Annotated in this window: 18 protein-coding genes; 6 read left to right on the top strand and 12 right to left on the bottom strand. The window is 45.6% G+C overall.

The window, feature by feature from the left end:
• Positions 1-94: 94 nt before the first annotated feature.
• On the top strand, positions 95-328 hold the full coding sequence (locus B9J87_RS01535; RefSeq protein WP_010319076.1) for a DUF3622 domain-containing protein: 234 nt from the start codon (positions 95-97) through the stop codon (positions 326-328).
• 79 nt (positions 329-407) lie between these two features.
• On the opposite strand, the gene B9J87_RS01530 is transcribed toward B9J87_RS01535, so the two are convergent.
• The 5 genes from B9J87_RS01530 to tsaA all read right to left on the bottom strand — a co-directional run bounded on the left by B9J87_RS01530 (position 408) and on the right by tsaA (position 4195).
• On the bottom strand, positions 408-599 hold the full coding sequence (locus B9J87_RS01530) for a DUF4250 domain-containing protein (RefSeq protein ID WP_010319077.1): 192 nt from the start codon (positions 597-599) through the stop codon (positions 408-410).
• Positions 599-805 carry a YaeP family protein gene (locus B9J87_RS01525; protein ID WP_010319078.1) on the bottom strand — a complete coding sequence of 69 codons (207 nt, stop codon included), beginning with the start codon at positions 803-805 and terminating at the stop codon, positions 599-601. The genes B9J87_RS01530 and B9J87_RS01525 overlap by 1 nt, the downstream gene beginning before the upstream one ends.
• 108 nt (positions 806-913) lie before the next feature.
• Positions 914-1555: a tellurite resistance TerB family protein gene (locus tag B9J87_RS01520; protein WP_013857413.1), complete on the bottom strand. Its 642-nt coding sequence runs from the start codon at positions 1553-1555 to the stop codon at positions 914-916.
• A 140-nt stretch (positions 1556-1695) separates the two neighbouring features.
• A complete protein-coding gene (locus B9J87_RS01515; RefSeq protein WP_017044181.1) occupies positions 1696-3411 on the bottom strand; it encodes a proline--tRNA ligase in 1716 nt (571 codons plus the stop codon).
• 88 nt (positions 3412-3499) lie between these two features.
• Entirely contained in the window at positions 3500-4195 is a 696-nt protein-coding gene (tsaA, locus tag B9J87_RS01510) for a tRNA (N6-threonylcarbamoyladenosine(37)-N6)-methyltransferase TrmO (RefSeq protein WP_094149236.1), read from the bottom strand.
• 121 nt (positions 4196-4316) lie between these two features.
• Between tsaA and B9J87_RS01505 the strand changes: the two genes are divergently transcribed.
• Together B9J87_RS01505 and ykgO are read left to right on the top strand one after the other, a co-directional pair.
• A complete protein-coding gene (locus B9J87_RS01505; RefSeq protein ID WP_010319081.1) occupies positions 4317-4571 on the top strand; it encodes a type B 50S ribosomal protein L31 in 255 nt (84 codons plus the stop codon).
• 3 nt (positions 4572-4574) lie between these two features.
• Entirely contained in the window at positions 4575-4700 is a 126-nt protein-coding gene (gene ykgO, locus B9J87_RS01500; protein WP_010319082.1) for a type B 50S ribosomal protein L36, read from the top strand.
• Between the two features lie 51 nt (positions 4701-4751).
• On the opposite strand, the gene B9J87_RS01495 is transcribed toward ykgO, so the two are convergent.
• Both B9J87_RS01495 and B9J87_RS01490 read right to left on the bottom strand, forming a co-directional pair.
• Positions 4752-5201 (bottom strand): YaiI/YqxD family protein, encoded by a 450-nt coding sequence (locus B9J87_RS01495; RefSeq protein ID WP_026027673.1) that lies wholly within the window; start codon positions 5199-5201, stop codon positions 4752-4754.
• 7 nt (positions 5202-5208) lie between these two features.
• Positions 5209-5496, bottom strand: a complete 288-nt coding sequence (locus B9J87_RS01490; RefSeq protein WP_094149235.1) for a hypothetical protein — start codon at positions 5494-5496, stop codon at positions 5209-5211.
• Between the two features lie 868 nt (positions 5497-6364).
• Between B9J87_RS01490 and B9J87_RS01485 the strand changes: the two genes are divergently transcribed.
• A complete protein-coding gene (locus B9J87_RS01485) occupies positions 6365-6877 on the top strand; it encodes a GNAT family N-acetyltransferase (protein ID WP_013857407.1) in 513 nt (170 codons plus the stop codon).
• On the opposite strand, the gene B9J87_RS01480 is transcribed toward B9J87_RS01485, so the two are convergent.
• Entirely contained in the window at positions 6837-7136 is a 300-nt protein-coding gene (locus B9J87_RS01480) for a DUF3301 domain-containing protein (RefSeq protein WP_017045584.1), read from the bottom strand. The genes B9J87_RS01485 and B9J87_RS01480 overlap by 41 nt on opposite strands.
• Positions 7137-7147: 11 nt before the next feature.
• Positions 7148-8191 carry a DUF3549 family protein gene (locus B9J87_RS01475; RefSeq protein ID WP_094149237.1) on the bottom strand — a complete coding sequence of 348 codons (1044 nt, stop codon included), beginning with the start codon at positions 8189-8191 and terminating at the stop codon, positions 7148-7150.
• 122 nt (positions 8192-8313) lie between these two features.
• On the opposite strand from B9J87_RS01475, the gene B9J87_RS01470 reads away from it, so the two are divergent.
• Complete coding sequence (locus B9J87_RS01470) at positions 8314-8634, top strand: YqcC family protein (RefSeq protein WP_088728693.1); 321 nt, start codon at positions 8314-8316, stop codon at positions 8632-8634.
• The gene (gene truC / locus B9J87_RS01465; protein ID WP_017045581.1) at positions 8628-9350 is read left to right on the top strand and encodes a tRNA pseudouridine(65) synthase TruC; all 723 of its coding nucleotides are present in this window, start codon (positions 8628-8630) and stop codon (positions 9348-9350) included. The genes B9J87_RS01470 and truC overlap by 7 nt, the downstream gene beginning before the upstream one ends.
• 125 nt (positions 9351-9475) lie before the next feature.
• On the opposite strand, the gene dxs is transcribed toward truC, so the two are convergent.
• The 3 genes from dxs to xseB form a co-directional block, all read right to left on the bottom strand.
• Positions 9476-11359 (bottom strand): 1-deoxy-D-xylulose-5-phosphate synthase, encoded by a 1884-nt coding sequence (dxs, locus tag B9J87_RS01460; protein WP_094149234.1) that lies wholly within the window; start codon positions 11357-11359, stop codon positions 9476-9478.
• Positions 11360-11378: 19 nt separating this feature from the next.
• Complete coding sequence (gene ispA, locus B9J87_RS01455) at positions 11379-12263, bottom strand: (2E,6E)-farnesyl diphosphate synthase (protein ID WP_013857402.1); 885 nt, start codon at positions 12261-12263, stop codon at positions 11379-11381.
• Between the two features lie 148 nt (positions 12264-12411).
• Complete coding sequence (gene xseB / locus B9J87_RS01450) at positions 12412-12654, bottom strand: exodeoxyribonuclease VII small subunit (protein ID WP_010319093.1); 243 nt, start codon at positions 12652-12654, stop codon at positions 12412-12414.
• Positions 12655-12887 lie beyond the last annotated feature (233 nt).

The following is a 12887-nucleotide window of genomic DNA, read 5'->3' as shown; positions in this document are numbered from 1 at the left end:
AAGGGATGGTGTTCAACATCCGCCGCCATATAATATAATGGCGCGCGACAAACGTTGATGAGTAATCCCTTATTATTCCCTTAGGAAAACGAAAATGTCAGAAAGTAAAAAATTTACCATCAAAGTGACTGAAAAGCGCAATGGTTGGGCGGCGGAAATCGTACGTCAAGTGACCTCTCGCAGAAGTGTTGTTTCAAAGCGCGAAATGGGTTTTGAAAGCGAAGCACAAGCACAAGCTTGGGCGGAAAAAGAGCTCAGTGGCTTTATTGAGAACCAAGCGAAACGCAATGAGCGTAAGGCTCTGGCAAGAAAAGAGAAAAAAGCTTAGTACAAAAAATCTGAGTGCTGTGCTTTAAGAACTGTTATTTGAACGAAAACCCGCTTTAAATTAGCGGGTTTTTTATGCCTTAACGAAATTGACCGATTTGCGGTAAAAACTCAAAGCCTGCACTGGCTAAGCGAGCTTCTAATGCCGCCCGATCGATATCAAAGTCATCCGCCAGCTTATCAAGATCGCCATTAAAATCATCACGTAGCTTCATATTGATGATGCTCATCAGCATGATTGGATCCATCGAGGCAAAATTGGCTAAATTCATCACTTATCCTCGAAATCAGAAATCAGCAAGTTAGCTGCCGCAAAGGCTGCTTGCTCTCGAACCGCTTTTGGCAGCGATTCGTCTGCTGCGACATCATTCAAGGTTTTGATGGCGCAGGAGATTGCTTGAGGAATATAAGCTTGATCACCACTGCCTATCTGCGCATAAAGCTCGCGCACTAATTCACAACAACCGTAAACTTGCATAGATTAAATCCTAACTAATGATAATGGCTCTCAATATACACATTACGCTTGGCAAAGACAAAATCAGAACTTGCGTTTGCGCAAGCTCTGATTGCATGTGATGAAACTTTAAGCGTTCACTTGCTGCTCTAGCGCCATGACCAGATCGTCGGCTAGCTGTAGTTGCTTAGCGAGCTCGTTCAGATACGCTTTTTCCATGAAATTTTGTTCATCGGCGATAAGTAAAGAGGCCAGATAAAGCTCACTCGCTTGTGCGGGAGTTGTGGCTAACTGTGCAATAGCCGCGGGATCGAGCGGTTTATGCAGCTCATTTTTTACCAGTTGCTGCAATTGGTTATCTGCGCCCATTTCAGAGATGGCTTGCTCAATTTTCGCCATTTCTTGTTCATCCACATGGCCATCAGCTTTTGCGGCGGCAATCATCGCTTTTAGGATCAGCGTGCTGTGGCTAGCATCATTAGGGTCAAAGCTAGACTGCGGTTGAGTGGTCGTTTGTTTTGCTTGCCAGTCATTATACGCTTTATAGGCTAGTGCGCCGAGCGCCGCTGCTCCACCAATCCCTATCACTTTAGTGCCTATTTTTTTTGCTTTCTTCGAGCCCATCAACAAACCGATTAGGCCACCACCGAGTGCACCAGCTCCTAAGGTTTTGAGTTTACTTGAATCTTGTGTGATAGCGCCGAGTTGGCTTGAACCTTGTTTTACGATGTCTGAATTCAATGCTTGGTTAAGTAAACTTTTTAGATCCATAGGTCACCTCCATTAATAATGGATTAAAGAATAGATCACCGTAGATGAATCGAAGATTAATATGCTTGAAAAAGCTTGTGTGGCTGGTGACAAAATAAAAAAGGTTGCCATTTAGGCAACCTTTTCAATAGCACACTTTATTAGGCGATTTGAGCATTAATAAAGGAGACTATTTCATTCATAGCGACGGCCGACTTCTCACCACTGCGGCGATGTTTATATTCGAAGTTGCCCTCATCCATACTGCGATCGCCAATAATGATGGTATGTGGCACACCGATCAGTTCCATATCTGAGAACATTACGCCCGGGCGCTCTTTACGATCATCAAATAGCACTTCAATACCAGCTGCGGTCAGTTCCGTATACAGTTTTTCAGCAGCTTGTTGGACGCGCTCTGATTTGTGCATGTTCATAGGGACAATCGCCACTTGGAAAGGTGCGATCGCGTCAGGCCAGATGATGCCGTATTTATCGTTGTTTTGTTCGATGGCTGATGCTACAACGCGTGATACACCAATGCCGTAACAACCCATCTCTAAAATGGTGTTTTTACCATTGGAATCAAGAACGCCACAGTTCATTTTCTCAGAGTAGTTAGTACCCAATTGGAAAATATGACCCACTTCGATACCGCGTTTGAGCATTAGTGTCCCTTTGCCACATGGGCTTGGGTCGCCTTCAACGACGTTACGGAGATCTTCCACTTTCGCTAGCTCAACGTCACGGCCCCAGTTGATGCCAAAGTAGTGTTTGCCATCGATGTTGGCTCCTGCGCCAAAATCGCTCATGACGGCTACGCTGTGATCAACGATAAACGGCAATTCAAGACCAACAGGGCCAAGAGAGCCAGGGCCTGCGCCAATCAGTGCGCGAATCTCTTCTTCGCTAGCCATTTCTAGCGGAGCGGCAACTTCAGCGAGTTTCTCGGCTTTGATTTCATTGAGTTCATGATCACCACGGATAATCAGTGCCACGATAGAGGCATCGATCTCATCAGATGCTTTTACAAACAGTGTTTTAACTGTTTTCTCAATCGGTAGGCCATGCTGCTCAACCAATTCAGCGATGGTTTTGGCGTTTGGCGTATCAACCTGCGTCATCTCTTGAGTTGGCGCGGCGCGCTCAACGGCTGGCGCAATGGCTTCTGCTTTTTCGATGTTGGCGGCGTAATCCGATTCAGTTGAGAAGGCGATGATGTCTTCACCACTTTCAGCCAATACATGGAACTCATGAGAGCCGTTACCACCGATAGCGCCGGTGTCGGCTAATACTGGGCGGTAATCAAGCCCCATGCGATCGAAGGCTTTACAGTAAGCTTCGTGCATCGCTTGGTAAGATTTCTCTAAGCCTGCTTTATCAATATCAAAGCTATAGGCATCCATCATGCAGAATTCACGAGCACGCATCACACCAAAACGAGGACGTCTCTCATCACGGAATTTGGTTTGAATCTGGTACAGGTTCAGCGGCAATTGCTTGTAAGAGCTGACTTCGTTGCGTACCAAGCTGGTGATTACTTCTTCAGCAGTTGGACTAAGCACAAACGGACGAGTATGGCGGTCAGTAAAGCGAAGTAGCTCAGGGCCCATTTTCTCAGAGCGGCCTGTCTCTTCCCACAGTTCAAACGGTTGCACAACGGGCATCAAGGTTTCGATTGCACCGGCATTGTCGATCTCTTGACGAACGATGTTTTCGACTTTACGCAGCACACGTAGACCAGTAGGCAGCCAGGTATAAAGACCTGAAGCCAGCTTACGGATCATACCTGCACGTAACATGAGCTGATGGCTCACGACTTCTGCGTCGTTTGGAGTCTCCTTCAAAGTAGAAAGAAGATATTTACTGGTACGCATTCTATGGTATCCGTTTCATGATGGTTAAAAGCGCTCTCCAATGAGAGGCTAGAATTAAGCCGCTAATAATATCAGCCAATCGGCTTTGTCAAAAGCGTTCTATTGCGGTTACTGAGACTAAGTTGTTTGCGATAGTGAATTTTACGTTCAGATCGAACAGATTTACCGCATATTCTTTATGATCGATTTTGTGTTTCTTATAGGCTGGGCGAGGGTCTTGAGCCAGCACTTGCTCAATGACGGCTTTAACCATGTCGTGATCTGCACGCGCATTCAGTGCTGTTAACGCCGCTTGGCTAAAGGTTACTGCGATCTTGTCGGGCTCGCTCTCGGCATAGCCACCGCTGGCTGTGGCTATCGAATCGGAATAGGGAATATAGGGTTTGATGTCAATGATCGGTGTATTATCGACTAAATCTACGCTGCCTAGTTCCAAATAAACCTGATCACCTTGTTGAGTGACGCCTTTCAATTCAACGGCAGACATACCGATGCCGTTAGGTCGAAACGTGGCCCGTGAAGCAAATACGCCGATCCGTTCATTTCCGCCTAAGCGCGGTGGGCGCACCGTCGGTTTCCAACCTGCATCGAGGTTTTGGTCAAACAGAAAAAGTAACCAGACATGGCTAAATTGTTCGATACCTCGTACCGACTCTAAGCAATTAGCGTGACCGATGAGCTTGACTCTCGCGCTTGCGCTCGCCACTAAGCGAGGTTGGCGAGGAACGGCAAATTTTTCTTTATAAGGCGTTTCAATAATGCCAATCGGAGCAATGGTGTGCATATCCGTATCCGTCTTTTTTCACGTTGGTTTAGAAAAATATCACATTTAAGCTTGCTTTTCTTCTTGGTAATGATTATTAATTGGCATGTTATAACATAACAATTTAAGCAAGGGGAAATTGATGAAAGACGGAATTCATCCGCCATACCAAAAAGTGGTTTTCCACGACACCAGTGTGGATAAGTATTTTATTGTGGGTTCAACGCTAAAAACTGATCGGACGATCGAGTGGGAAGATGGTAACACCTATCCTTATTTCACCTTAGATGTGTCGTCTGAATCGCATCCGTATTACACCGGTAAGCAGCGAGTTGTTCAAAAAGAAGGACGAGTGGCGAATTTCAATCGTCGCTTTGCTCAGTTTGGTAAGGAGTAAACTATGAAAGTATTAAGTTCATTAAAAAGCGCAAAATCACGTCATCCAGATTGTCAAATCGTCAAAAGACGCGGTCGTTTATATGTAATTTGTAAAACCAATCCAAGATTTAAGGCGGTTCAGCGCTAATGAAGAGAAACGGTTGGACAGGCTAGTGATTGTCCAACCGTCAAAACGTGGTTATTTGTTCGCTTTAGCCAAAATGCGATCCAAATGGTTGGCAAATTCGCGCCGTTCTGTTTGAGAAAGCGCACTTGGTCCGCCAGTTTGGATACCGCTTGATCGCATCGTATCCATAAAATCTCGAATATTGAGGCGCGCCTTGATGGTCTCTTTGGTATACAGCTCACCACGAGAATTGAGCGCCAAGCCACCTTTGGTTATCACTTCATCGGCCAGTGGAATATCGGAAGTAATTACCAAATCGCCCACTTCTACCCGTTTGACGATTTCGTTATCGGCAACATCAAAACCACTGGGGACTTGCAGTGAACGAATGTTAGATCGTTGCGGAATCGGAACGACATGATTGGCCACAAAAGTACATTCAACGCCCGTCCTTTCGGCTGCGCGGACAATGGTTTCACGAATTACTTTCGGACATGCATCGGCGTCCACCCAAATTTTCATCATTCAATTACTTCTCGGTTAGTTGTGCCTCTAGGGCTGCTACTCGGGCTGACAAAGCGGCTAGTTGCGTTTCAAGTTCGGCTACCTTGCTCGCGCTATTTTCCGTACTAACGCTCACTTCTACTTTGGGAACTCGGTGTGCATTTTTCCAACTTTTGATGGTTGCAATCAAGGCTGGCATTGGCACTGAGGTGCTAAGACGTGACTTTACTAAGGCCACACTCGGTTCCTTTCCTTGTTGTTGTAAGAGAGTCAAGATGCTTTCTAGTTCTTGAGTGACATCTTTTGTGAGCATAGGTTGTCCTTTTTGTGAGTTGCTGTGATCTTACCTTTTATTTACCAAGAGCAAAAGTGGCGAAGTGATGTAAGAGATCTCGCACATTGTTTGTAAGAAATCACAGTGTTTAACGCAGTGTTTGGTAGTGATTTTTTTATAACTATTTGTTTTTAATTAATATATCTATTTCTTTAGGTTGTTTTTTTTAAAATGATATTTTTAGGTGATTGTTTCTTAAAGCCAAACGAGTAAATTGAACCCTGTCGGAAGGATTCTGACAAGGAATTACAAAGCACCAAGGCTTGGTCTCTTCAGGAAGAAGACAAGGTTGTTCACGAAGAATAACCACGCAGGATGCTAGGACAGCGTAAGGATACAACAGTTGGCAGGATGCGAGCTGCATGGATTGGCGATGGACACCTTGTGGATAAGGCAGGACAACATCAGGATGATGTTATGGACACCGCTCAAGGAACAAGTGATGAGTATTGACCGGAGTGTTAGTACCATGGAAAGTTTGGACACCGCTAGGATGGCGATGCAGGATGAGCCGAAGAATTGGCCACTATTATGGATGATGCATGGAGCACACAATTTAGTAGCTGGACTGCTGCGAGTAAGACTTTAAGCCTCGACACATGTGTGTTGAGGCTTTTCTTATTACTTGCATTCTGGCTTTAGCGTGTTGTTGCTTCAAAAAAAGTTCATATGATAAGTGCAGCAAAATAATAACAACAAAAAAACAATCTAGATCAATTACCTCATCGTTCGGTTGGTTTAATTTTCGGCTTCTTTGCAAAAATAGAGTACCAGATTTTATCTGGGCTAAGGCGTATTGCCCTGAGCCTAGTTGAGTCTTTCGGTATTATTTTGCGGCTAACAAGGATTGTACGTGACAACCGTAACAAGAAGAACGCTTCTTCTCCCTTACACCGATTCATTAGAGTCTGATTTTTTGATGCTCAATTGTTGCGCCAAAAATCGGGCACAGATGAATGGCCCTAAAACGGTCGCTTCAGCAAAACAGCTTTTTCAACGAGTGCTTCATGATCCTCATTTGTACGCAATGGCGGTGTTAGATAATTATAACCGCGAATACATGGGGCATTTGTTCATTGAACTTGACGAAGAGCGAGCAGAACTCGGTTTTCTGTTTGATAAATTGTATTGGGGCAAAGGCATTGCAACTGAGGCATTGAAGGCTTTTTTACCTAAAGCGGCCTACCAATTGCAACGACAAAAAATTACAGCCACTGCTAATATTGGCCACCATGCCTCTATTGCGGTACTCAAAAAACTCGGCTTTGAGCTGTTGGGTGAGAAAGAAGATGTTTTTGGCCCTTATTGGGAATTTGAGTTTACATACGATGAGGCGGCAAATGAAAAGCAGATGGCCTAAAGCCTATCATTTGTAATTCACCTTGGTAGCAGTCGTCACCTAGTGCAGAAAACTCAAACCAATAAACAGTATGCCAACGCCAGAGTCCTTCTGGCGTTTTGAATTTGTGGCGTCCAAAAGCAACGCTGATCAGCTGTAAGTCGAGTTGTTCGCATTTTCGACTGATCGCCGCTTTTGCCAATTCAGCTTGGCGACGCTGTTGCCAGAAAAGAAAGCAGCCCAAGCTGAGTAATAAAATAGCCAATAGATCGCCTAGCATAAACATTCCAGTTATTGAGTTTTGGTCGCTTGCTGTAAGCGAATTAAGGCATCGGCTAATTCGAACGAAGGGCTAGAATGCAGCAGTGGCAGCAGTACCATTCGCAGTTCTGGCAGCATCACTAAATCAGCAAAGAGCTGGTTAAAGAGGGCTTGATTGCCTGTTTGCGCCAAGCGTAATAAAAACGTTTCGGCAAGCAATGGGTTAGACAATACATGCCACGAGCGCCCTGCAATGGCAATTAATATCTCTTGATGGCTCAAGCGTGGGCTTTGCAGAATACGTTCAACCAAGGTCGCGGTGAGTGCATTATTCGCACCTGATAAGGCTCGTATTAAGGCAGAGAGTAAGAACAGATCAGGTTCGTGGCTTTCGATGTGCAACATTGCCATCTCTTGCAAACGCAGCGCCAACTTATCATTCAACGGTGCACTATGTTCGAGCGCCCCCAGCAGGGCATACAAAGGCTGAGCGGGGAGGTGGTTTAATGCTTTCCTTAGTAACGCGCTATTTTGTTCTTTGCTTAAACGAGCACAAATATCAGTAATGCCTTGTAAGCCGACCGTCTGCCAGTTTTCCCAGCCTAAATCCCCACTAAAATAGTGTTGCGCATGCTCATAATATTGGCTTGATGGTAGGTTCAACTGGGCGCGTATTTGGCTGTGGAATACTGCCATTTTGTCGTCGCTCGGTTTAAAGGTATAAGGGTTATTGGCAAGCTTTTGCTGCTGCTCATCGCTGAGGTCTTGATGCAAACGTGACCCCATCGCTTCAAGTACAAACTTGATGAAGTTACCTATCTCAGCTTGTTTGAGTAGGCCGCGTTCATCCAAAGAGAATTTAAGAAACCAGATCCAAGGTTGTTGGGCTTGGTTCCAATACGCGATGGCAAGATGAGCATGACGCTGCAATGGATAGGGATACGGTTGTTGACCTTTTTCTACTTGAGAAAAGTGTGTATTTTCAATCGGGCAGATGCGTCTTCCTAAATCAAAGATCCGATATTGGCTACCACTATTGGTGAGCAATTGGCTAAGCGTATGAATGGTATCCATGGATAAAGTGGCCTTAACTTGTGTTCTTGAATAACTATTTTTGATCAATAACTCTCTTTGAACAATAAATGGTACTCTATAGCCCATTTTCAAGGTCACTTAGCAAATTAACTTGGTGAATAATGACAGTAAGCACAGAACTGACCCACCTGTTGAAGCAACTAGAAACTCAGTTACGCAATTCTCAGTGCTGGCAATCTCAGCCGCCAAGCGAAAGCGCATTGATGAGCACAGAGCCTTTCTCCATCGATACCCTCACTCCGGAGCAGTGGCTGCAGTGGATTTTCATCCCCAAAATGTTATTGGCAATTGAGCAGCAAGCAGAGCTTCCTCAAGGGTTTTCGCTCACTCCCTATTTTGAAGAGGCATGGCAACATCAAGCGGAATTGGCTGAGGTGATTGCGCTGCTACGTTTGATTGATGAGGTAAGCCAACCATGTTAGAGATTCTGTATCAGGACGATGATTTGGTCGCCGTGAATAAACCCGCAGGAATGCTGGTGCATCGCTCATGGCTAGATAAACACGAAACGCAATTTGTGATGCAAACGCTGCGCGATCAAATTGGCCAGCATGTGTTTCCCCTACATCGATTAGATAGGCCAACTTCTGGCGTGCTCGTGTTTGCGCTCTCCAGTGAAGTGGCGGCGCAAATGATGCCGATGTTTGCCAACCATCAAATGGAAAAAACGTACCATGCGATTGTGCGTGGTTGGATTGAACAAGGGGATGTGCTTGATTACCCACTCAAAATCGAGCTAGATAAAATTGCCGATAAGTTTGCCAAACAAGATAAAGAAGCCCAAGAAGCGATCACCGCTTATCAACCATTAGCGACAGTAGAAGTGCCGTATTCAACCGGGCGTTTCCCAACCAGCCGCTACTGTTTGGTGGAAATGAAACCGCAAACGGGCCGTAAACATCAGTTGCGTCGTCATATGCACCATTTGAGTCATCCGATTATTGGTGATACCACTCATGGTGATGGCAAGCACAACCGCCTATTTCGCGATCATTATGACGCGCAGCGTCTGATGCTCCATGCCTCTGAATTACGTTTTACTCATCCGTTTACTGGCCAAGCATTAGTGCTTAAAGCTGGTTTTGATGAGGTATGGCAAAGGCTGTTTACTCAGTTTGAGTGGAGCCAGCCGATATAAAAACAAAACCCTCGCGATGCGAGGGTTTTGAGTATTGGGATGTAACTGAAAGTGGTGTAGCTTATCGAGCTATTCGGTTCATAAAAACCTTCAGTTCATAAAACCGACAGCTTATAAAACGCTCGCTACTTTGCTAAATATTCTTGAATGGAACGCTCGATTCCTTTGGCATCTAAACCTAATTCTGCATGCAGCTCTTCTTGTGTGCCTTGAGCGATGAATTGATCAGGCAAACCTAGATTGAGTACCGGTTTTAGGATTTTCTCTTTCATCATCAGTTCAATGACGCCGGCACCCGCACCACCTGCAATCGCATTCTCTTCCAAGGTCACTAGCACATCATGTTGCGCAGCCAGTTGGCGAATGAGTGTTTCATCAAGGGGCTTAACAAATCGCATGTCAGCCACTGTTGCATTTAGCTTATCGGCTGCTTCAAGCGCGTTTGGTAGGAAAGTGCCAAAGTTGAGGATCGCGATTTTTTCATTCGCGATAGCCGTGTCACATTGGCGCATAGTGCGTCCTTTGCCAATCTCTAACGCACTAAATTGGGTTTGAATTTCGACTCCCATGCCATTGCCACGAGGATAACGCACGGCGCTTGGCCCTGTGTGTTTATGGCCGGTATAGAGCATTTGTCGGCACTCATTTTCATCGGCGGGTGCCATGATCACCATGTTGGGAATGCAGCGCATGAAGCTTAAATCAAACGCACCTTGGTGAGTTTGGCCATCAGCTCCGACTAACCCTGCACGGTCAATGGCAAACATAACCGGTAAATTCATGATGGCAACATCGTGGATCAGTTGATCATAACCCCGTTGTAAAAAGGTTGAGTAGATCGCCACTATCGGATGATCTCCCGCAATCGCCATACCTGTCGCAAGGGTGACGGCATGTTGCTCAGCAATCGCCACATCAAAATATTGTTGTGGGAACTCTTTTGAAAAGCGAACCATGCCAGAGCCTTCGCGCATCGCGGGTGTAATCGCCATTAATTTTGGATCTTGCGCGGCCATATCGCATAAAAAATCGCCAAAGATTTTAGAAAAAGTAGGTTTAGCATTGCTGCTTTTTGGCAGGCTAGTGTGGCTCGGGTCAAATTTAGGAACGCCATGGTAACCAATCGGATCTTTTTCGGCGGGCTCATAACCTTTGCCTTTTTTGGTCATGATGTGCAAAAACTGCGGGCCTTTGAGCTCGCGCATGTTGCGTAATGTCTTGATAAGTTCAATCACATCATGGCCATCTACTGGGCCGATATAGTTAAATCCAAGCTCTTCAAACAAGGTGCCGGGTACGACCATGCCTTTCAAGTGCTCTTCTGTGCGGCGTACCAGCTCTTTGATAGGCGGTATGCCAGAGAGCACTTTTTTGCCCCCTTCACGGATCGAGGTATAAAGGCTACCGGAAAGCAGTTGCGCTAAATGGTTATTCAGTGCGCCCACGTTTTCAGAGATCGACATTTCGTTGTCGTTGAGCACGACTAACATATCCGGATGAACGTCGCCAGCATGGTTCATTGCTTCAAAGGCCATGCCTGCGGTGATAGCACCATCACCAATCACGCCCACCACTTTGCGATTTTTCCCTTCTTTACCTGCACTGATCGCCATCCCTAAGGCGGCACTGATTGAGGTGGACGAGTGGCCGACAGAGAGCGTGTCATATTCACTTTCTTCACGCCAAGGAAAAGGATGAAGACCGTCTTTTTGACGAATGGTCGACATTTTCTCGCGGCGACCAGTTAATATTTTGTGCGGGTAAGCTTGGTGGCCTACATCCCAAATCAGCTGATCGAAAGGGGTGTTATAGACGTAGTGTAGGGCAACCGTTAATTCAACCGTGCCTAAGCCTGACGCAAGGTGGCCACTCGACTGACTGACGGAATTAAGAAGGTAGTTTCTTAATTCATCACACAACGTTGGCAGAACCTCTTTCGGCAGACTGCGCAGTTCATCGGGTGTATTTGCTAAAGCCAGTGTTGGGTATTTTGAAATATCAAGAGTCATAATTTTGCGCGCTTATAGTTTAGTTCTTGCGCTCGACGACGTATCGGGCGAACTCTTCGAGTGATTCTGTATTGTAGGGTATTGCTTCCAAGGCTTGAAGAGCTTCCTGTAACAGACTTTGTGCTTTATCAATAGCACCTTGTAACCCTAGCAGCGCTGGGTAGGTACTTTTATTGAGTTGTTGATCCGAGCCTTGGGGTTTACCTAATGTCTCAGTATCGCTAACGATATCCAAAATATCATCTTGAACTTGGAATGCGAGACCAACGGCATCGGCATAGCGATCCAATTGTGGTAGTACCGCAAGCCCTTTTTCACCAGCCGCAAGCGCACCTAAACGGATTGCACAACGCATCAAGGCTCCCGTTTTATTGCGATGGATCTCTTCTAATTCCTGCACTGAAACCAGACGATTTTCCGCTTGCAGATCCAACGCTTGCCCTATACACATACCTTGAGCACCGGAAGCTTGAGCCAACATTTGGACCATCTTAATGCGGTTGACTTGCGCATGTTCGGCGAGTTGACCTTCTGCCAAAATAGTAAAGGCCAGTGTTTGCAGGGCATCGCCCGCTAAAATCGCGATGGCTTCGTCAAATTCGATGTGACAAGTGGCTTTACCGCGACGTAATTCATCGTCGTCCATCGCGGGAAGGTCATCGTGGATCAATGAGTAAGCATGAATACATTCTATTGCGCAGGCTGGGGTATCGAGTTCATCTGGCGTACAACCAAGCATTTGCCCTGTGATATACACCAAATAAGGTCGAGCTCTTTTGCCGCCAAGTAACAAACCGTAGCGCATCGCGTCAATCAACGGTTGTTTTTGGTGCGGTAAACGGCCTAACCAAAGGTTTAATTGGTCAATATTTCTTTGCTGATAGGAGCTCAGAGCCTCAATCATAGGGCACTCTTTCTACTAAGTTGTGGTATCTACTAGGTTACGATCGACCGTCTCCCTGTGACTTAATTGACAGGTTCATGTCACATAGCGAGCGATGAGATCGATAAATATGAGTCAGTAATAAGTATGTATCAGTAATACGTGCCTATTACTCAGGTAGTTCAGTAAAGTCAGAGAGTGGCGCGTCATCGCTCGCACTGAGCAAAATACTGACTCGCTGCTCCGCTTCACTTAACTTACTTTGTCCAGCACGAGCAAGGGATATTCCGCGCTCGAATTTTTTTAGCGCATCATCTAAGGCTAAATCGCCATTTTCTAGCTGTTCCACTAAGCTATCAAGTTCTTCGATTGTCGCTTCGAAGGACATATTTTCAGGTTTCTTGCTCGCCATAATCTTTTTATCTTGGTAAATATGCACGAAAGTTACCTTAGGGCGTAGTGATGGTCAAATTTAACCAACGATTTTTGTCTGAAAAGTCCCTCTTTTGGAACTGTCACTATCACAAATAATAATACGATACTTAGCAACCAGACCGATATTTACTGAAATAGTGACGGTGACTCAGAATCTTGGCCATATCAGTGTGCTGGCAACAGTGCATCTTTGCTCAGTTTAGGTATAAA

The sequence above is a fragment of the Vibrio sp. V19_P1S1T109 genome (assembly GCF_002241375.1).
Taxonomy (GTDB): Bacteria; Pseudomonadota; Gammaproteobacteria; order Enterobacterales; family Vibrionaceae; genus Vibrio; species Vibrio anguillarum.
Note: the sequence above shows the minus strand (reverse complement) of the source record. Positions and strands in the feature narration are given on the sequence as shown.

What these genes read in the sequence shown, in the direction of transcription:
- B9J87_RS01470 (WP_088728693.1), top strand. Translation starts at nt 8,314, where the DNA reads ATGACAGTAAGCACAGAACTGACCCACCTGTTGAAGCAACTAGAAACT.
- truC (WP_017045581.1), top strand. Translation starts at nt 8,628, where the DNA reads ATGTTAGAGATTCTGTATCAGGACGATGATTTGGTCGCCGTGAATAAA.
- ykgO (WP_010319082.1), top strand. Translation starts at nt 4,575, where the DNA reads ATGAAAGTATTAAGTTCATTAAAAAGCGCAAAATCACGTCATCCAGAT.
- B9J87_RS01495 (WP_026027673.1), bottom strand. Translation starts at nt 5,201, where the DNA reads ATGAAAATTTGGGTGGACGCCGATGCATGTCCGAAAGTAATTCGTGAA.
- tsaA (WP_094149236.1), bottom strand. Translation starts at nt 4,195, where the DNA reads ATGCACACCATTGCTCCGATTGGCATTATTGAAACGCCTTATAAAGAA.
- B9J87_RS01520 (WP_013857413.1), bottom strand. Translation starts at nt 1,555, where the DNA reads ATGGATCTAAAAAGTTTACTTAACCAAGCATTGAATTCAGACATCGTA.
- B9J87_RS01515 (WP_017044181.1), bottom strand. Translation starts at nt 3,411, where the DNA reads ATGCGTACCAGTAAATATCTTCTTTCTACTTTGAAGGAGACTCCAAAC.
- B9J87_RS01475 (WP_094149237.1), bottom strand. Translation starts at nt 8,191, where the DNA reads ATGGATACCATTCATACGCTTAGCCAATTGCTCACCAATAGTGGTAGC.
- ispA (WP_013857402.1), bottom strand. Translation starts at nt 12,263, where the DNA reads ATGATTGAGGCTCTGAGCTCCTATCAGCAAAGAAATATTGACCAATTA.
- B9J87_RS01525 (WP_010319078.1), bottom strand. Translation starts at nt 805, where the DNA reads ATGCAAGTTTACGGTTGTTGTGAATTAGTGCGCGAGCTTTATGCGCAG.
- B9J87_RS01530 (WP_010319077.1), bottom strand. Translation starts at nt 599, where the DNA reads ATGAATTTAGCCAATTTTGCCTCGATGGATCCAATCATGCTGATGAGC.
- B9J87_RS01535 (WP_010319076.1), top strand. Translation starts at nt 95, where the DNA reads ATGTCAGAAAGTAAAAAATTTACCATCAAAGTGACTGAAAAGCGCAAT.
- B9J87_RS01480 (WP_017045584.1), bottom strand. Translation starts at nt 7,136, where the DNA reads ATGCTAGGCGATCTATTGGCTATTTTATTACTCAGCTTGGGCTGCTTT.
- B9J87_RS01490 (WP_094149235.1), bottom strand. Translation starts at nt 5,496, where the DNA reads ATGCTCACAAAAGATGTCACTCAAGAACTAGAAAGCATCTTGACTCTC.
- xseB (WP_010319093.1), bottom strand. Translation starts at nt 12,654, where the DNA reads ATGGCGAGCAAGAAACCTGAAAATATGTCCTTCGAAGCGACAATCGAA.
- B9J87_RS01505 (WP_010319081.1), top strand. Translation starts at nt 4,317, where the DNA reads ATGAAAGACGGAATTCATCCGCCATACCAAAAAGTGGTTTTCCACGAC.
- dxs (WP_094149234.1), bottom strand. Translation starts at nt 11,359, where the DNA reads ATGACTCTTGATATTTCAAAATACCCAACACTGGCTTTAGCAAATACA.